Source organism: Pseudomonas sp. MM227, from assembly GCF_947090715.1.
Lineage (GTDB): Bacteria > Pseudomonadota > Gammaproteobacteria > Pseudomonadales > Pseudomonadaceae > Aquipseudomonas > Aquipseudomonas baltica.
Genome location: NZ_OX352319.1, coordinates 3777197 through 3795303 on the forward strand (window position 1 = coordinate 3777197; position 18107 = coordinate 3795303).

At 63.3% G+C, this 18107-nt stretch carries 19 protein-coding genes; 8 read left to right on the forward strand and 11 right to left on the reverse strand.

Annotated elements, in window-relative coordinates; translation table 11 throughout:
* Positions 1-124 precede the first annotated feature (124 nt).
* Positions 125-1636, forward strand: a complete 1512-nt coding sequence (gene mqo / locus ONG87_RS17140; protein ID WP_264381724.1) for a malate dehydrogenase (quinone) — start codon at positions 125-127, stop codon at positions 1634-1636.
* Positions 1637-1832: 196 nt separating this feature from the next.
* On the opposite strand, the gene ONG87_RS17145 is transcribed toward mqo, so the two are convergent.
* The 3 genes from ONG87_RS17145 to ONG87_RS17155 form a co-directional block, all read right to left on the reverse strand.
* Positions 1833-2114: a PA4642 family protein gene (locus tag ONG87_RS17145; protein ID WP_122475204.1), complete on the reverse strand. Its 282-nt coding sequence runs from the start codon at positions 2112-2114 to the stop codon at positions 1833-1835.
* A gap of 68 nt (positions 2115-2182) precedes the next feature.
* Positions 2183-2662: a hypothetical protein gene (locus ONG87_RS17150; RefSeq protein ID WP_122475206.1), complete on the reverse strand. Its 480-nt coding sequence runs from the start codon at positions 2660-2662 to the stop codon at positions 2183-2185.
* Positions 2663-3073: 411 nt separating this feature from the next.
* A complete protein-coding gene (locus tag ONG87_RS17155; protein WP_122475207.1) occupies positions 3074-3631 on the reverse strand; it encodes a hypoxanthine-guanine phosphoribosyltransferase in 558 nt (185 codons plus the stop codon).
* A gap of 173 nt (positions 3632-3804) precedes the next feature.
* On the opposite strand from ONG87_RS17155, the gene upp reads away from it, so the two are divergent.
* Both upp and ONG87_RS17165 read left to right on the forward strand, forming a co-directional pair.
* A complete protein-coding gene (gene upp / locus ONG87_RS17160; RefSeq protein WP_122475209.1) occupies positions 3805-4443 on the forward strand; it encodes a uracil phosphoribosyltransferase in 639 nt (212 codons plus the stop codon).
* Positions 4444-4446: 3 nt separating this feature from the next.
* The gene (locus ONG87_RS17165; protein WP_264381725.1) at positions 4447-5709 is read left to right on the forward strand and encodes a uracil-xanthine permease family protein; all 1263 of its coding nucleotides are present in this window, start codon (positions 4447-4449) and stop codon (positions 5707-5709) included.
* A gap of 48 nt (positions 5710-5757) precedes the next feature.
* On the opposite strand, the gene hemH is transcribed toward ONG87_RS17165, so the two are convergent.
* Together hemH and ONG87_RS17175 are read right to left on the reverse strand one after the other, a co-directional pair.
* Entirely contained in the window at positions 5758-6783 is a 1026-nt protein-coding gene (gene hemH / locus ONG87_RS17170; RefSeq protein ID WP_122475212.1) for a ferrochelatase, read from the reverse strand.
* 33 nt (positions 6784-6816) lie between these two features.
* The gene (locus tag ONG87_RS17175; RefSeq protein WP_264381726.1) at positions 6817-7719 is read right to left on the reverse strand and encodes a TIGR01777 family oxidoreductase; all 903 of its coding nucleotides are present in this window, start codon (positions 7717-7719) and stop codon (positions 6817-6819) included.
* Between the two features lie 205 nt (positions 7720-7924).
* On the opposite strand from ONG87_RS17175, the gene ONG87_RS17180 reads away from it, so the two are divergent.
* From ONG87_RS17180 to phrB, 5 genes are all read left to right on the forward strand, one after another.
* Complete coding sequence (locus tag ONG87_RS17180; RefSeq protein WP_264381727.1) at positions 7925-8956, forward strand: NAD(P)/FAD-dependent oxidoreductase; 1032 nt, start codon at positions 7925-7927, stop codon at positions 8954-8956.
* The gene (locus ONG87_RS17185; RefSeq protein ID WP_122475217.1) at positions 8953-9177 is read left to right on the forward strand and encodes a TIGR02450 family Trp-rich protein; all 225 of its coding nucleotides are present in this window, start codon (positions 8953-8955) and stop codon (positions 9175-9177) included. The genes ONG87_RS17180 and ONG87_RS17185 overlap by 4 nt, the downstream gene beginning before the upstream one ends.
* Positions 9178-9294: 117 nt before the next feature.
* On the forward strand, positions 9295-10257 hold the full coding sequence (locus ONG87_RS17190; protein WP_264381728.1) for a DUF523 and DUF1722 domain-containing protein: 963 nt from the start codon (positions 9295-9297) through the stop codon (positions 10255-10257).
* A complete protein-coding gene (locus tag ONG87_RS17195; protein WP_264381729.1) occupies positions 10247-11158 on the forward strand; it encodes a MerR family transcriptional regulator in 912 nt (303 codons plus the stop codon). Before ONG87_RS17190 ends, ONG87_RS17195 begins: the two co-directional genes overlap by 11 nt.
* 20 nt (positions 11159-11178) lie before the next feature.
* Positions 11179-12600, forward strand: a complete 1422-nt coding sequence (phrB, locus tag ONG87_RS17200) for a deoxyribodipyrimidine photo-lyase (protein WP_264381730.1) — start codon at positions 11179-11181, stop codon at positions 12598-12600.
* Positions 12601-12672: 72 nt separating this feature from the next.
* Here phrB and ONG87_RS17205 read toward each other — a convergent pair whose 3' ends face one another.
* The 6 genes from ONG87_RS17205 to hemA all read right to left on the reverse strand — a co-directional run bounded on the left by ONG87_RS17205 (position 12673) and on the right by hemA (position 18030).
* A complete protein-coding gene (locus tag ONG87_RS17205; protein WP_122475223.1) occupies positions 12673-13191 on the reverse strand; it encodes an acyloxyacyl hydrolase in 519 nt (172 codons plus the stop codon).
* Positions 13192-13306: 115 nt separating this feature from the next.
* On the reverse strand, positions 13307-14098 hold the full coding sequence (gene murI / locus ONG87_RS17210; protein WP_122475224.1) for a glutamate racemase: 792 nt from the start codon (positions 14096-14098) through the stop codon (positions 13307-13309).
* Positions 14091-14846: a molybdopterin-synthase adenylyltransferase MoeB gene (locus tag ONG87_RS17215; RefSeq protein ID WP_122475226.1), complete on the reverse strand. Its 756-nt coding sequence runs from the start codon at positions 14844-14846 to the stop codon at positions 14091-14093. Before ONG87_RS17215 ends, murI begins: the two co-directional genes overlap by 8 nt.
* Positions 14840-15670 carry a peptide chain release factor N(5)-glutamine methyltransferase gene (prmC, locus tag ONG87_RS17220; protein ID WP_264381731.1) on the reverse strand — a complete coding sequence of 277 codons (831 nt, stop codon included), beginning with the start codon at positions 15668-15670 and terminating at the stop codon, positions 14840-14842. Before prmC ends, ONG87_RS17215 begins: the two co-directional genes overlap by 7 nt.
* A gap of 3 nt (positions 15671-15673) precedes the next feature.
* Positions 15674-16756, reverse strand: coding sequence for a peptide chain release factor 1 (prfA, locus tag ONG87_RS17225; protein WP_122475230.1), 1083 nt, complete (start codon positions 16754-16756; stop codon positions 15674-15676).
* A complete protein-coding gene (gene hemA, locus ONG87_RS17230) occupies positions 16753-18030 on the reverse strand; it encodes a glutamyl-tRNA reductase (RefSeq protein ID WP_122475232.1) in 1278 nt (425 codons plus the stop codon). Before hemA ends, prfA begins: the two co-directional genes overlap by 4 nt.
* Positions 18031-18107: the final 77 nt, after the last annotated feature.

Genomic DNA, 18107 nt, shown 5'->3' on the forward strand with positions numbered 1-18107 from the left:
CTTGTCGGCACAGGCCATTTCAGCGATGCAGTTGCGAAGATTCGGACATGGCGACCCAGGCCTGCACAGACGTACCGGGGTCCCATGCTGTCAATGGGTGCTGAAGATTTTGGAGACGCGTTAAATGGCGCAAAACGAAGCAGTCGACGTGGTATTGGTAGGGGCCGGCATCATGAGTGCCACCTTGGCCGTACTGCTCAAGGAACTCGACCCGGCATTGAAGCTGGAAGTCGTCGAGCTCATGGACTCCGGTGCCGCGGAGAGCTCCAATCCGTGGAACAACGCCGGGACCGGCCATGCCGGCCTGTGTGAGCTCAACTACACGCCGCAGGCCGCCGATGGCTCCATCGACATCAAGAAAGCCGTACAGATCAACACTCAGTTCGAGGTCTCGAAGCAGTTCTGGGCCTACCTGAGCAGGAAGAGCAGCTTCGGCTCGGCACGTTCGTTCATAAGCCCGGTCCCGCACCTGAGCTATGTCGAGGGTGACAAGGGTGTGGCCTTCCTCAGGAAGCGCTATGAAATGCTCAAGGCCCACCATGCCTTCGCCGACATGGAATACACCGAAGACAAGGCAAAGATGGCCGAGTGGATGCCGCTGATGATGCCGGGGCGTCCCGCCGACCAGCAAATCAGTGCCACCCGTGTGATGGGCGGTACCGACGTCAACTTCGGCGCCTTGACCAACAAGCTGCTGGCTCATCTGGCCAGCGCACCCGGCGCGCAGGTGAAGTACTGCAAGAAGGTCACCGGCCTGGCGCGCAAGGGTACTGGCTGGACGGTCAGCGTCAAGGACGTCAACACCGGCAATACCCGCGAGATCGACGCCAAATTCGTATTCCTCGGCGCAGGCGGTGCTGCTTTGCCACTGCTGCAGATGTCCGGGATCGAAGAGGGCAAGGGCTTCGGTGGTTTCCCGGTCAGCGGCCAGTGGCTGCGCTGCGACAATCCCGAGGTGGTCAAGCAGCACCAGGCCAAGGTCTACAGCCAGGCGGCGGTGGGCTCACCGCCCATGTCCGTGCCCCACCTGGACACTCGCGTGGTCGATGGCAACAAGTCGCTGCTGTTCGGCCCTTACGCCGGCTTTACCACCAAGTTCCTCAAGCATGGCTCGTTCCTCGACCTGCCGCTGTCGGTGCGCGCGGCGAATATCGGCCCGATGCTGGCCGTGGCCCGCGACAACATGGACCTGACCAAGTACCTGATGAGCGAAGTGCGTCAGTCCATGGAGCAGCGCCTGGATTCGCTGCGGCGCTTCTACCCGCAGGCCCGGGCCGAGGATTGGCGCCTGGAGGTGGCTGGCCAGCGCGTGCAGATCATCAAGAAGGATCCGAAGAAAGGCGGCGTGCTGCAATTCGGCACCGAGTTGGTATCTGCCGCCGACGGTTCGCTGGCGGCCTTGCTCGGTGCATCACCAGGTGCCTCAGTGACCGTGTCGATCATGCTCGACCTGCTGGAACGCTGCTTCCCCGAGCAGACCCGATCACAGGCGTGGGCGACCAAGCTGGCGGAGATCTTCCCTGCCCGTGAACAGGTGCTGGCGAACGATGCCGAAACCTACCGTCGCGTCAGCCATGACAGCGACGTGGCGCTCGAGCTCGCGGAAAAAGCGGACGGCGTGCAGCATTACGCCTGATACACCGCACGTACCGCCGACGCGGCTCGCGCCGCTGCTACAGGGAATTGCATCGCTCCCGTAGCAGCAGTGCAAGCCGCGTCCGGTGGCACCGCCCTTGTAGCAGCGGTGCAAGCCGCGTCCGGGCTCACCGCGTTTCTACAGACACACCGCGCGTGCCGCCGACGCGGCTTGCGCCGCTGCTACAGGGGTCGTTTCAGGCTCGCTGGATCAGGTCGATGTATTCCTGGGCGTTGCGCTGGTCGCGAATCAAGGTGATGAAATCGTTGCCGTGTTCGTCCTTGCCGTCGAACTCGTAACCGGCTTCCTTGAAGAACACCAGAAAGCGTGCGAAATCATCGACGCGCAGGCCACGGTACGCCTTGATCAGCTTGTGCAGCGACGGCGAGGTGGCATCGACCGGCTCGAAATTCAGGAACAGCTTGATCTGCTCATCGCCGATCTCGTCGCCAATCAATTGCTTCTTGTCTTTACGCATTACCGACTCCAACTCGCTATCACGGTCATTCACGGGGCAGGCAGTTTACCCTCGGCTTGGCGATGGGCTCAACGCGCGCGTAGGCTGCCGGTGTGCAGATCGGCCCAGACATGCCCATTGGGGTAGCTGAGGAACTGCACGTAGACGGTGTCGTTGCGCAGCAGGTCGAGCAGGATCCGGTACTGGCTCAGCGGATAGGTCAGGGCCAAGGTGCCAGTGGCCGCATCGAAGGCTGGCCGCTTCAGGCTTTTGCTCTCGCCATCGAAGGTGATCAGCACTTCGGCCAGTTTCGCGTCCTTGCTCAATGCCTTGCCCTTCAAGCGCAACAGCATGGGCGCGGTCACCGGTATGGGCTGCTGGTTGGAAAGGCGCTGATTGCCCATGACCACCGAGTAGCTGGTCACCTGCACCAGTTGCTGCTGCGGATCGCCTTCGCGCAGGGACTGCTCATCGGGCGGCAGGAACTGTTCATGTACGAGCCCATGCACAGGCGCTGCGGCCAGCGGCAGACAGGTCAGCAAGGCAATGGCGGCAACGGTCAGGCGCATGGGCGGCTCCTTGTGGAAGAGCCGCGGACTTTAGCATGTTGCAAGGGGGGCGGGTCTGCGGCGAGGCCGGACGCGGTTCGCGCCGCTGCTACAAGAACGACGCAACCCCTGTAGCAGCGGCGCAAGCCGCGTCTGACAGCGCACGCAACCCCTGTAGCAGCGGCGCAAGCCGCGTCCGACAGCGCCCGCAATCCCTGTAGCAGCGGCGCAAGCCGCGTCCGGCAGCGCCCGCAACCCTTGTAGCAGCGGCGCAAGCCGCGTCCGACAGCGCCCGCAACCCCTGTAGCAGCAGCGCAAGCCGCGTCGGCAGCGCCCGCAACCCCTGTAGCAGCGGCGCGAGCCGCGTCGGCGGTGCGCGCCATGGGTCTGGAGGAATGCAATAAACCCGGGGTCGGTTTCGGGAGGGAGGCCTTACATCCCCTTGACGGCGAAGATACCCGCAGCGTTGCGCCAGTAGCCCTTGTAGTCCATGCCGTAACCGAAGATATAACGGTCGATGCACGGCAGGCCCACGAAGTCGGCCTTGAGGTCGGGACTGGCCTTGCGGTCGTGGTCCTTGTCGATCAGCACGGCGGTGTGCACGGCGCGGGCGCCGGCGTGCTTGCAGAAATCGATGATGGCGCTGAGCGTGTGGCCCTCGTCCAGGATGTCATCGATGATCAGCACGTCGCGGTCGATGAAAGAGATTTCCGGCTTGGCCTTCCAGAACAGATCGCCGCCGCGGGTTTCGTTGCGATAGCGGGTGGCGTGCAGGTACGACGCCTCCAGCGGGAAATCCAGATGGGTCAGCAGCTTGCCGGAGAAGATCAGCCCGCCGTTCATCACGCAGAACACCACGGGGTTGCGGTCGGCCAGTTCAGCGTTGATCTGTGCGCCGACCTTGGCGATGGCAGCCTCGACCTGGGCTTCTGTGTACAGGCAGTCGGCCTCTCGCATGACTTGACGGATGTGCTCGAGATCAGCGGACATGACGCTCTCCAAGGGGGGCGGTGGAAGAAAAGCGGGCAAAGGTACGCACACACCTGGCATGAATCAAGCACAATCCAGGCTTTCATGCACTAACGTGCAGTATGTCTATAGGACAGCCCGATACAATAGATTAATCTACCGCCGTTTTTTTTGCCCGTTCGGAGCCTTTCCCCATGCCTATCCGTGAGATCCGCCACCCGCTGATCCGCCACAAGCTCGGCCTCATGCGCCGTGCCGACATCAGCACCAAGAACTTCCGCGAGCTCGCCCAGGAAGTGGGAGCCCTGCTCACCTACGAGGCCACCAAGGATCTGCCCCTGGAAAACTACGAAATTGCAGGCTGGGCCGGCCCGGTGGTGGTCGAAAAGATCGCGGGCAAGAAAATCACCGTGGTGCCCATCCTGCGCGCCGGCATCGGCATGCTCGACGGCGTGCTCAGCCTGATCCCGGGTGCCAAGGTCAGCGCCGTCGGCGTTGCGCGCAACGAAGATACGTTGCAGGCGCACACCTACCTGGAAAAGCTGGTCGATGAAATCGACGAGCGCCTGGCGATGATCATCGACCCGATGCTGGCCACCGGGAGCTCCATGGTTGCCACCATCGACCTGTTGAAGAAGGCCGGCTGCAAGGAAATCCGCGCCATGGTGCTGGTGGCTGCCCCCGAGGGCATTGCCGCCGTGGAAAAGGCACATCCCGACGTGCAGATCTACACCGCCTCGATCGACGAGCGCCTGAACGAGCATGGCTACATCATCCCCGGGCTGGGCGATGCCGGTGACAAGATCTTCGGCACCAAGCAGAAGGACGCCTGACCCATGCAGGACGAGTTCAACGATCCGCTCTGGCGGCAGGTGCTGTCAGGCGCGCAAATGCTCTTCGTGGCGTTCGGCGCGCTGGTACTGATGCCGCTGATCACTGGCCTGGACCCGAACGTGGCGCTGTTCACTGCGGGCCTGGGCACGTTGCTGTTCCAACTGGTGACGGGTCGTCAGGTGCCGGTATTCCTGGCATCGAGCTTTGCTTTCATCACACCGATCATTCTCGCCAAGGGCCAGTTCGGCCTGGCCGAGACGATGGGCGGGATCATGGCGGCCGGATTCGTCTACACCTTCCTCGGGCTTGCGGTGAAGATCAAGGGCACCGGCTTCATCGACCGCCTGCTGCCGCCCGTGGTAATCGGCCCGGTCGTGATTTCCATCGGCCTGGCGATGGCGCCGATCGCCGCCAACATGGCGATGGGCAAGGCCGGCGATGGCACCGAACTGATCCCCTACGCCACAGCCATGTGGATCTCCATGCCGGCGCTGCTCACCACCATCGTCGTCGCCGTGTTCGGCAAGGGCATCTTTCGCCTGGTGCCGATCATCGCCGGGGTACTGGTCGGCTTCGCCATGGCATTCGTCTTCGGTGTGGTGGACACGGCCAAGATCGCCGCAGCTTCCTGGCTGGCCCTGCCACACTTCACGGCGCCGGCGTTCAACTGGCAGGCCATCCTGTTCATTGTGCCCGTGGCATTGGCACCGGCCATCGAGCACATTGGTGGCGTGATCGCCGTGGGCAGCGTGACCGGTCGTGACTACCTGAAGAAACCCGGCCTGCACCGCACCCTGCTGGGCGATGGCATTGCCACCACTGCCGCCGGGCTGTTCGGCGGACCGCCCAATACCACTTATGCGGAAGTGACCGGCGCGGTCATGCTGACCAAGAACTACAACCCCAAGATCATGACCTGGGCGTCGATCTTCGCGATCAGCCTGGCGTTCGTCGGCAAGTTCGGCGCGCTGCTGCAGAGCATTCCGGTACCGGTGATGGGCGGCATCCTGTGCCTGCTGTTCGGTTCCATCGCAGCGGTGGGCCTGAACACGATGATTCGCCACAAGGTCGACATGGCCGAGGCGCGCAACCTGGTGATCGTCTCGGTAACCCTGGTGTTCGGTATCGGCGGGGTGCTGGTCGGCACCGGAACCGGGCCCGATGACTTCGGCCTCAAGGGCATTGCCCTGTGCGCCGTGGTGGCGATTGCCCTGAACCTGTTGCTGCCGGGGCATGGTGACTGGAAAAAGAACTCGCAGGCCTGAAGCCGTCAGGGAGCGCCATGGCGGCGCTCCCTGCTGGCAGATTCAGCGTCAAAGCATCAAGGGTGCCCGCTCGCACAGGGTATTCAACGCTTCACCCCATTGCGGGTGATCATTCAGACACGGCACCAGCACCAACTCCTCGCCCCCCGCCTCGCAGAACTGCTCGCGCCCACGGTCGCCGATCTCCTCCAGGGTCTCGATGCAATCGGCGACGAACGCCGGGCACATCACCAGCAACTTCTTCACCCCTTGCTTGGCAAGTTCATCCAGACGCGCCTCGGTGTAGGGCTCGATCCACTTGGCCCGGCCCAGTCGCGACTGGAAGGACACCGACCAGCTACCGTCGGCAAGGCCCATGCGCTCGGCGAAGGCACTGGCCGTACGCAGGCACTGCGCGCGATAGCAGACGGCGAGCACTTCAGGCGGGGCATTCTGGCAGCAGTCGGCGGAACGCAGACAGTGGCCGCCGGTAGGGTCGATCTTGGTCAGGTGCCGTTCGGGCAGTCCGTGGAAGCTCATCAACAGATGGTCATGGGGTTGCGCCAGGTAGGGCTTGGCACTGGCCACCAAGGCATCCACGTATTCCGGCTGGTCATAGAACGGTTGCAGCACGCTGAATTGCATGGCCAGCTTGCGCTCGCGCACCACTTTGCGTGCCTGCTCGATCACCGTGGTCACGGTGCTCTGGGCGAACTGAGGATAAAGCGGAGCCAAGGTGACTTTCTGCACCCCCTGCTCGGCCAGGCGCGCGAGCGCCGTATCCAGCGAAGGCTCGCCATAACGCATGGCGACTTCCACCGGACCATGGCGCCACTGCTCGGCCATGACCGCCTGCAGGCGCCGGGTCAGGACCACCAGCGGCGAGCCGTCCTCCCACCAGATCGAGGCATAGGCGTGTGCCGATTGCACGGGGCGCTTGACCAGAATCAGCGACACGATCAGACGCCGCAGCGGCCATGGCACGTCGATGACATAAGGGTCCATCAGGAACTGGTTGAGATAGCTACGTACATCGGCCACCTGGGTCGATGCGGGCGACCCCAGGTTGACCAGCAGCAGGGCGTGATCGGTCATGCAGCGTCCTATTTCAGGTTCGTCGTTTAAAGCTCAGAGGCGCCGCGACAGTTCGGTCAGGGCGGCGGATAGTTCGCTGTAGCGGAAATTGAAACCTGCGGCCTGCAGCGCCACCGGGCGTGCGCGCTGGCCACCGAGCAACAGCCCTGACAGCTCGCCGAGCCCTGCCTTGAGCAACAGCGACGGCAGTGGCAGGAAAGCCGGGCGATGCAGGGCACGTCCCAGTTGTCGTGCGAATTCACGGTTGCGCACCGGCTCCGGCGCGCAGGCATTATAGGGACCGCGGCACTGGGTCTGGTGCAAGAGAAAATCAATCAAGGCGATTTGATCGTCGATATGAACCCACGGCATCCACTGCCGGCCACTGCCGATCGGGCCTCCCAGCCCCAGCTTGAACGGCAGCATAAGGCGCTTGAGAAAGCCGCCCTGACTTGCCAGCACCAGCCCGGTGCGTACCAGCACCACCCGCACGCCCAACGCTTCGGCGCGCAGGGCCGTCTCTTCCCAGGCAATGCACAAGTGACTGGCGAAGTCCTCCTTGACCGGTTGCGAGGTCTCGTTCAATTCACGTTCGCCACCATCGCCATACCAGCCTACCGCCGAGCCGGAAATCAACACTTCGGGCCGCTGCGCACGGCTTTCCAGCCATGCCAGAAGGCGCTCGGTGAGGGTGATCCGACTGCTCCACAGCAACGCCCGGCGCCGCGCCGTCCACGGACGGTCGGCAATCGGCGCGCCGGCCAGATTGACCACCGCATCCACCGTTTCTTCGCCGATTTCCTCGAGCTGCGCCACGCCACGCACGCTGGCTCCGCACAGCTGCTTGACCTGTCCCGGCTGGCGACTGAGCACCGTCAGCCGATGCCCCTGCCCTACCCAGTGCTGGCAAAGCTTGCGGCCGATGAGCCCGGTGCCGCCGGTCAGCAATATGTGCATAAGGTTTCTCCAATGTGGCGTTGCGTCTGCAGCGCTAGTCTATTTTCATGAGACAGGCACTTTCCATCCGCGTGCCTCTCTCATGAACCATAGGACACCTGAGCAAAAAGGATCCCGTTAACTTATACTTATTAAGTCTTTTGTACAGGTTTGTTTTTCCGAACACACGTGTGCATAGCGCTTACGAAGCTGTTACGAGGGCACTATGAGTTTACCTACGCCGACTTCATCTACGACGACTGGACCTGCAGCGACCGTATCCATTGCAATCATCGGTACCGGCATGGCCGGCCTCTCCGCTGCCCAGGCGTTGCACAAGGCTGGCCATGCCGTGCAGTTGTTCGACAAGGCGCGCGGTGTGGGCGGCCGCATGTCCAGCAAACGCAGCGAGGTCGGCTCCATTGATCTGGGCGCGCAGTATTTCACTGCCCGCGACCGGCGCTTCGTGGCGCAGGTCCAGCAATGGCAGGCCGAAGGTTGCGTGCAGCCGTGGTCGCCGTCGCTGTACAACGCCAAGCAGGGTCGCCTCAGCCCGTCGCCGGACGAGCAGGTACGTTGGGTCGGCGCACCACGCATGAGCGCCATTGCCAAGACCATGGCCGTTGACCTGCCTGCCGCTTTTTCCTGCCGCATCGCCGAGGTGTTCAAGGGCGAGGAATTCTGGGAGCTGCTGGATGCAGAGGGCACCAGCCATGGCCCCTTCAGCCACGTCGTGCTCGCTGTGCCGGCGCCCCAGGCCACGGCGCTGCTGGCCAGTGCGCCCAAGCTCGCCACGCAGGTGGCCGGGGTCAAGATGGACCCTACCTGGTCGGTGGCGCTGAGTTTCGCTACGCCGCTGGACACGCCGATGCAGGGCTGCTTCGTGCAGGACAGTGCACTGGACTGGCTGGCGCGAAGCGGCAGCAAGCCCGGCCGTGACGACAGCAGCGACACCTGGGTACTGCACGCCACCAGCGCGTGGAGCAAACAGCACATCGACCTGTCCCGCGAGGCAGTGATCGAACAGCTGCATGGCGCCTTCGCCGAGCTGGTGAACTGCCCGATGCCTGCGCCAAGCTTCAGCATCGCCCATCGCTGGCTCTACGCGCGCCCGGCCCAGCCCCATGAATGGGGTGCGCTGGCCGACCCCGACCTGGGCCTGTACGTGTGCGGCGACTGGTGCCTGTCAGGCCGCGTCGAAGGCGCCTGGCTCAGTGGCCAGGAAGCCGCGCGGCGCCTGCTCGAGCACCTGCAATGAATGCCCGGCATCGGCTCAATCCGCGCAAGTTGTTGCTGTCGAAATGGACCGCCGTGCGCCCGCTGAACCGGGAAAAGCATTTCCTGGTCAGCGAAGTGTTCTGCGATGACGAAGGCGTCGTGCTGGAGGTCGAGTTGCAGGCGGTTCTCACACACCGTGCCGAGCGCATGCCCTGGCAGGCTTTGCAGGATATGCAGAACTGGAAAATGGGCTGGCAGTGACACCCTGCCAAGAGCTGTATTTCTGTACAAAGCATTTGACCTGTACAAATACGGACCTAAGATGAAACTATGCTGTACAGCGTTGTCAGTATGTACAGGTTTCAGAAGAGGTCCGTCATGCAAGAGCCCAGCGTCAGCAAACCCAAGATCGGAATCAGCGCCTGCTTGCTCGGCGCACCCGTGCGCTACAACGCCGGGCACAAGGAATCGCGCTGGTGCAGTCGGATCCTGGTCGAGCATTTCGAGTTCGTCCCGGTCTGCCCCGAGGTCGCCATCGGCCTGGGTACGCCACGCGAGCCGATTCGCCTGGTCGGCGACAAGGATCACACCCAGGCCGTGGGTACCGTACACCCCGATATCAACGTCACCGCGCTCCTGGCCGCCTACGGCGAACGGATGGCCGGCGAGCTGACCGATCTCTGTGGCTACATCTTCATGCAGAAGTCGCCGTCCTGTGGCCTGGAGCGGGTGAAGATCTATCGAGACAACGGCGCTCCCCAGCGCGAAGGTGGCCGAGGCATCTATGCCCAGGCGTTCTGTGCGCGCCACCCCGATCTGCCAGTGGAAGAGGAAGGTCGCCTGTGCGATCCGGTGCTGCGGGAAAACTTCCTCGTGCGCGTCGGCGCCTATGCCCAGTGGCAAGCGCTGCTGGCGGACGGCTTGACGCGCCGCGCCCTGACCGAATTCCACTCGCGCTTCAAATACCAGCTGATGGCCAACAACCCGCTGCAGTACAAGGTTCTGGGCAAGTTGCTGGGCAGCATGGGCCGCGGCGATGCCGCGCAGATCGGCCCGCAGTATTTCAGTGAGCTGATGCAGGCGCTCAAGCGCTGCGCCACCCGCGGCACCCACAGCAATGTGCTGCAGCACATCAGCGGCTACCTCAAGCGCGACATCGATGCGCAGGACAAGCAAGAACTGCAACAACTGATCAATCAGTACCGCGAGGGCATTGTGCCGCTGGTGGTGCCGATGACGCTGCTCAAGCACCTGTTCCGCATCCATCCAGACCCCTACATTGCCCAGCAGACCTACCTGCAGCCGCACCCGGAAAACCTGAGCTTGCGCAATGCCATCTGACGCCAATGGCACCGACTGGCTGCCGATCCGCGAAGTCACCCGGCAAACCGGCGTGCACCCGGTCACCCTGCGGGCCTGGGAGCGGCGCTACGGCCTGATCGTGCCTCATCGCACCGCCAAGGGCCATCGCCTGTACGACGCCGCGCAGATCGCACGGATCCAGCACGTGCTGACCTGGCTCAACCGGGGCGTGGCCGTCAGTCAGGTGAAGCAACTGCTCGACGCTCCTCGCGATGCCCGGCCGCAAGTCCAGAGCGATTGGCAGCAGCTGCGCCAGACATTGATCCAAGCCATCACCGATATGGCCGAGCGTCAGCTGGATGATCTGTTCAATCAAGCGATGGCCCTGTATCCACCCGCCACCCTGTGCGAGCATTTGCTGCTGCCGCTGCTGACCGATCTGGAGCAGCGTTGGGCCGGCCAGTTCGGCGCGCAGATGCAGCGGGTGTTCTTCCATGGCTGGCTGCGCAGCAAACTGGGTGCGCGCCTCTATCACAATAATCGCCAGCTGAACGGTGGGCCCGTGGTGTTGGTCAATCAGGCCGACGTCACTCCGGACCCTTACCTGTGGCTGGGCGCCTGGCTGATCAGCAGCAGCGATTGCCCGGTGCAGGTGTTCGACGCGCCGCTGCCGGCGGGTGAGCTAGCCCTGGCCTGCGACAAGCTTGAGGCACGCGCTCTGGTGCTGTACGCCGACAAAGCCCTCAACCTCGCGGCGCTGGGGCGGTTGCTGGTCGGTTGCACGTGCCCCAAATGGCTGGTGGGCTCGGCCGTGCTCATTCACCGCGCCGCCGCAGGCGACGGCCCTTCCCCCATTGCCGATCTGCACCTGGCGACCGATCCGTTGCACGCCCAGCAGTTGCTGCAGGCGTCTGGCGTGTTGGCCGACCGGCAACCCTGAATTCGAATGACGAGGCTTTCATGCAATTGATCTGGCTGCGCAGCGACCTGCGAGTGCACGACAACCCCGCCCTGGCGGCCGCCTGCGAGCAGGGCCCGACCCTGGCCGTGTTCCTGCTGAGCCCCAAGCAATGGCTGGAGCACGACGACTCACCGAACAAGGTCGACTTCTGGCTGCGCAATCTCAAGGAACTGAGCGCCAGCCTCAAGGCCCTGCACATCCCCCTGTTGCTGCGTGAAGCCGATACCTGGGACAAGGCACCGAAGGTCATCAGCGCACTCTGCGCCGAGCACAAGATCGAGGCCGTGCATTGCAACGACGAGTTCGGTGTCAACGAGAACCGCCGCGACGAGGCAGTAGGAGCGGCCCTGGCCAAGGTGGACATTCCCCTGCATCGTTATCTGGATCAGGCGCTGTTCAAGCCCGGCAGCGTACTGACCAAAGGCGGCACTTATTTCCAGGTCTTCAGCCAGTTCCGCAAGGTCTGTTACGAACGCCTGCACCAGTCCGTCCCGGCGCTGGTGAAAAAGCCCCACGCGCAGAAACCGGTGCACATTGCCGCCGACACAGTGCCCGATCAGGTGAAGGGCTTCGCCGTCCCCGACAAGGCGCTCATCAAGCTCTGGCCGGCCGGTGAGGAAGAGGCGCACAAGCGCCTGGACACCTTCACCGACCAACCGATCGAAGACTACAAGGTCGAGCGCGATCTACCCGCCCACCCTGGGACCAGCCAGATCTCCGCCTACCTGACTTCCGGCGTGGTTTCTCCACGCCAGTGCCTGCATGCGGCGCTCAACAGCAATCGCGGTGAGTTCGAGAGCGGCAACGTCGGCGCCGTGACCTGGATCGGCGAGTTGATCTGGCGCGAGTTCTACCGGCATATCATGGTGGGCTATCCGCGCGTCTCGATGCACCGGCCGTTTCGCGAGGAATACGCCGCCCTGCCCTGGCGCAAGGCGCCCAGCGAGTTGCAGGCGTGGAAAGAAGGACGCACCGGCATCCCCATCGTCGATGCAGCCATGCGTCAACTGGTGTCCACCGGTTGGATGCATAACCGCCTGCGCATGGTTACCGCCATGTTCCTGAGCAAGAACCTGCTGATCGACTGGCGCGAGGGCGAGCGTTTCTTCATGCAGCATCTGATCGACGGCGACCTGTGTTCCAACAACGGCGGCTGGCAGTGGAGTGCATCCACGGGTACCGATTCGGTGCCCTATTTCCGGATCTTCAACCCGGTAAGCCAGTCGCAGCGTTTCGACGAGCAAGGCGTGTTTCTCAAGCAATGGTTGCCCGAACTGGAAGGGTTGGATCGCAAGCAGGTCCATGCGCCGTCAGGTGACGCACTCAAGCAGAGCGACTATCCCCGGCCGATCGTGGATCTGAAGGAAGGACGCGCACGCGCCTTGGCGGCATTCAAGAACCTGCCACGCAAAGCCAAATAGGAAAGAAGGATTGAAGCAATCGCGGGCAGGGAAACCTGCCCGCGCGACGGCCAATGCTGGCCGAGGGACAGCTTACAGCGGCATGCGGTAGTTCAGGGTGTAGGCTTCGATACCATCGTTTGGCTCTTTGATGCCGGCGTTGGAGTAGTGGATCGCTCTCACACCCAGCTCATGACCGCCACCGAAGCGCAGACCGAAGCCGATACGGTCTTCGAAGTTGAACGAGGAACCCAGCTTGTTGCCTTCGATCTGCGTGTGCGCGAAGGCGGCGACACCGATGCCGGCCTCGATGTAGGGCTTGATCGAACCGCCGCCGAATTCGTAGACGAATACTGGCGCGAACGACAGGCTGTGGTTGTCCTTGAAGTCCTTGCCATCCCAGTAGGTATAGCCGGCATCCCAGTAGCCGGTCAGGCGACCGATGTCGGTCTGGAACCAGCTCTTGTCCCAGTTGGATTGCAAGCCAATGCGATAGACCTGGGACGATTCGCCCGTTTCGCCCGCGGAAAACGATAGGTCGGCCGCGTTCGCGGTCACCGATTGCCCCAACATCAAAGCCGCAAGCGCAGCCAAACTGAACAGTCTCTTCATGAGAAACATCCTACCGAATGCAGTTGTAAGAATTTTTGTCGAAAAAATGGACATGCTATGGAATCGGAGTTGGAACGTAAGTTCAGTGTTACACCCCGTTTTTTTCACATTTTTTTTACAACGTGAATACTTGCACATTGTCAGAAAATTTCCACAGCTTCGGTAGGACATTTCGAAAAATATCTACCGATCCGCTGGTCCAGAACTGCGCGGGCCGCGCCGGCCCGTCAGCCAGCTGGTTTCCGGCACTCAGCAATCGCTGTAGCTGACGCGCTACTGCGGCGCCAGTATCGACCAGCGCCACGTGGGCCGGGACCATGGTCGCCAACAGGGGCTTGAGGAACGGATAGTGCGTGCAGCCCAGAATCAGGGTATCGCAGCCAGCGTCCAGTAACGGTTGCACGTACCCCTGCAGCAACAGACGCAGCGCCGGACTGTCCAGATCGCCGGTTTCAATCAGTTCGACCAGTCCGGGGCACGGCTGGGTGATGACCTGCACTTCGTTGGCAAAACGATCGAGCAGTGCCACGAATTTGGCGCTGCGCAGGGTGCCGGTGGTGGCCAGCACACCGACGACACCACTGCGGGTCGCTGCCGCGGCAGGTTTGACCGCTGGCTCCATGCCAACGATGGGCCAGTCGGGATAGCGTTGACGCAGATCCGCCACTGCAGCGACCGTGGCCGTGTTGCAGGCCAGCACCAATGCCTTGGCGCCCTGGCCGTGAAAAAAATGCGCAACCTTGGCACAACGCTCGCGGATGAATTCGCTGGATTTTTCGCCGTACGGAATGTGCCCGGTGTCGGCCACGTACAGCAGCGATTCGCAAGGCAGCAGCCGTTCGATTTCGCCAAGCACCGACAAGCCGCCGACGCCGGAATCGAACACGCCGACAGGCGCTTCAGACATGTCGGGCGCTGCAGACCGGGCACTTGGGATCGCGCTTGACCCGCATTTCGCGGAAATGGGTGCCCAGTGCGTCGATCAACAGCAGCCGACCGACCAGCACATCGCCGAACTGCGCCAGCAGCTTCAACGCCTCCAGCGCCTGCAGGCTGCCTACCAGCCCCACCAGCGGACCCACCACGCCGGCTTCGCTGCAAGTCAGCTCGGCATCGCTGCCCTCGCCGTACAGGCAGTGATAGCAGGGGCTTTCCGGACGCCGTGGGTCGAACACCGACAACTGCCCTTCCAGGCGGATCGCGGCACCACTGACCAGCGGTTTGCCGGCGGCAAAGCAGGCGGCATTCACCGCGTGGCGCGTGGCGAAGTTGTCGGAACAGTCGAGCACCAGGTCGACGGCGGCAACCGCTGCGCTCAGCGAGTCTTCATCCAACGCGGCGCGGTGCGCCACCAGGGCGATTTCGGGGTTGATCGCCCCCAGCCGGGCAATGGCCGAATCGACCTTGCTGATACCCACCGAGGTGCTGTCGTGCAGCACCTGGCGTTGCAGGTTGGTCACATCGACCGTATCGAAGTCCGCCAGATGCAGCTCGCCGACGCCCGCGGCAGCCAGGTACAGCGCCACCGGCGAGCCCAACCCACCCAGGCCGACGATCAGTGCCCGGCTGCCCTTGAGCCTCAACTGGCCCTGGATGTCGACCTGCGACAGCAGCACCTGCCGGCTGTAGCGCAGCAGCTCCTGATCGGTCAGCACAGCAAACGCCCCAGCGTGATGCGCTCGTGACCGCCGAGATCGATGCGGCTTTCGATCTGCTCGAAATCATGCTGAGCCAGCAGCTCACGCACCACTAGCGCCTGGTCGTAGCCGTGTTCGAGCAGCAGCCAGCCGCCCGGGTGCAGGTGCGCGGGTGCCTGGCCGATGATCAGGCGCAGGTCGTCTAGGCCGTCTTCGCCGGCCACCAGTGCACTGGCGGGCTCGAAGCGCACGTCGCCGGCACGCAGATGAGGGTCGGCACTGGCGATGTACGGCGGGTTGCTGACGATCAGGTCGAAACGCTCGCCCTGCAGGGCGCTGAACCAGTGGCTCTCGAGCACCCGGGCATTGCCCAGGTTCAGCCGCACCCGGTTGCGCTCGGCCAGGGCCACTGCTTCGGCGACGCGGTCGACTGCGGTGACTTGCCAGGCACTGCATTCGCCGGCCAGGGCCAAGGCAATCGCTCCCGTACCCGTGCCCAGATCCAGTACTCGCGCCGAGCTGGCCGGCAGCAATTGCAGCGCAGCCTCTACCAGCAGCTCGGTTTCGGGACGCGGAATCAATGTGTGCGAGGCCACTTCCAGGTCGAGCTTCCAGAACCCTTGCTGGCCCAGGATATAGGCAACCGGCTCGCCCGCCTGGCGACGCTTTATGAAGGCGGCGAAGGCGTTGGCAGCTTCGCTGGGCACGATGCGCTCGGGCCAGGTGTGCAGGTAGCTGCGCGACTTGCCCAGTGCCGCGGCCAGCAGCAGCTCGATATCCAGGCGCGCGGTCGGGGAATCGGGCAGTTCGACAGCGCGCAACAGACTGGCAATGATGGTCATGTTCTATTCACCCAACGCGGCCAACTGATCGGCCTGGTATTCAGCCAGAAGCGGCTCTATCACTGCATCGACGCCGCCGGCCAGCACTTCATCCAGACAGTACAAGGTCAGGTTGACACGATGGTCGGTTACCCGGCCCTGCGGAAAATTGTAGGTACGGATACGCTCGGAACGGTCGCCCGACCCGACCAGCAGCTTGCGCTCGCTGGCGATGGCATTGGCCGCGGCGCTGCTCTGCATATCGTTGAGCTTGGCCGACAGCCAGCTCATGGCGCGGGCGCGGTTCTTGTGCTGCGAGCGCTCTTCCTGACATTCCACCACGATGCCGGTCGGCAGGTGAGTGATGCGGATCGCCGAATCGGTCTTGTTGACGTGCTGGCCACCGGCACCGGAGGACCGGTAGGTGTCCACGCGCAGATCGGCCGGGTTGATCTCGATCGCCACCTGCTCGTCCGGTTCAGGCAATACGGCCACCGTGCAGGCCGAGGTGTGGATGCGGCCCTGGGATTCGGTTTCCGGCACGCGCTGGACACGGTGCGCGCCGGACTCGAACTTGAGCTTGCCGTAGACGCTGTCGCCTTCGACGCGGGCGATGACTTCCTTGTAGCCGCCATGCTCGCCTTCGTTTTCGGAAAGAATCTCCAGGCGCCAGCCACGGCGTTCCGCATAGCGCGAATACATGCGGAACAGATCGCCGGAAAAGATCGCCGCTTCATCGCCGCCGGTACCGGCGCGGATCTCGAGGAAAACGTTGCGACCGTCGTTGGGGTCCTTGGGCAGCAGCATGCGCTGCAGCGCGCCCTCCAGTTGCACCAACTGCTCGCGGGCTTCGCGCACTTCCTCGGCAGCCATCTCGCGCATGTCCGGGTCGTTGTCCTTGAGCAACGCCTGCGCGCCCTCCAGGTCAGCCTGCACCTTGGCCCATTGCTGGTAACCCAGCACCACGGGCTCGACTTCGGCGTATTCCCTGGAATAGGCGCGGAAGCGGGTTTGCTCGGAAATGACTTCAGCGTCGCCCAGCAAGGCGGTCAGTTCCTCGAATCGGTCCTGGAGCGTGTCCAGCTTGTTGAGCAGTGACGCTTTCATTGCGGCGGTTTATCCGTTGAGCCCTCATCGAGGGCAAAGAGTTCCTGGGCCATGGCCAGCGCATCGACGCGGCCTTCGGCAGAGAGCTTTTTCATGTGCACGCTGGGTGCGTGCAGCAACTTGTTGGTCAGGCCCCGGGCCAATTGCGCAAGCACCTCTTCGGCGTTGCCGCCGTTGGCCAGCAGGCGCATGGCCTTCTGCAGCTCCTCGTCGCGCAGGCGCTCGCCCTGCTGGCGGTAGGCCTTGAGCACGTCCACCGCCGCCAGCTCGCGCAGGCGCAGCATGAAATCGTCGGCACCCACGCTTACCAGTTCTTCGGCGGCCTGGGCGGCACCCTGGCGGGTTTTCAGGTTCTCGGCAACCACTTCATGCAGGTCGTCGACGGTATAGAGGTAGACGTCGTCCAGCTCGCCGACCTCGGGTTCGATGTCGCGCGGCACGGCAATATCGACCATGAAGATGGGCTTGTGCTTGCGCAGTTTCAGCGCGCTCTCGACCGCGCCCTTGCCCAGGATCGGCAACTGGCTGGCGGTGGAGCTGATGACGATGTCGCTGTTGACCAGCTCCTGGGGAATATCGGAAAGCAGCACGGCATGGGCGCCGAACTGCGCAGCCAGGGTACTGGCGCGCTCCAGGGTGCGGTTGGCCACCACGATGCGCTTGACCCCCTGCTCGTGCAGGTGACGTGCGACCAGGGTGATGGTTTCGCCGGCGCCGATCAGCAAGGCCTGGCTGCGCGCCAGGTCGCTGAAGATCTGCTTGGCCAGGCTGACGGCGGCAAACGCCACCGAAACCGGGTTCTCGCCGATTGCGGTGTCGGTGCGCACCTGCTTGGCAGCGCTGAAGGTCGCCTGGAACAGACGCCCCAGCAGCGGCCCAATGGTGCCGGCCTCGCGGGCCACGGCGTAGGCGGATTTCATCTGCCCGAGAATCTGCGGCTCGCCCAGCACCAGCGAATCGAGCCCGGACGCCACGCGCATCATGTGACGAACAGCCGCATCTTCTTCGTGCACATAAGCGCTCGCGCGCAGCTCTTCCACACTCAAACGGTGGTAATCGGCCAGCCAGCGCAGCACGGCATCGGCAGCCAGGTGATCCTGTTCGATGTACAGCTCGCTGCGGTTGCAGGTCGAGAGGATCGCGGCCTCACGGCTGTCGGTCAGCCGGCAAAGCTGCTGCAGGGCCTCTACCAGCTGCTCCGGGGTAAACGCCACGCGCTCGCGCACGTCTACCGAAGCAGTCTTATGGTTGATACCGAGGGCGAGAAAGGCCATTCAAGGTCGCTGATGATGTCGAGAAGCCGGTAATTGTCCTACTTCGTCCGGCCCAGAACAACCACCGCTATCTATTG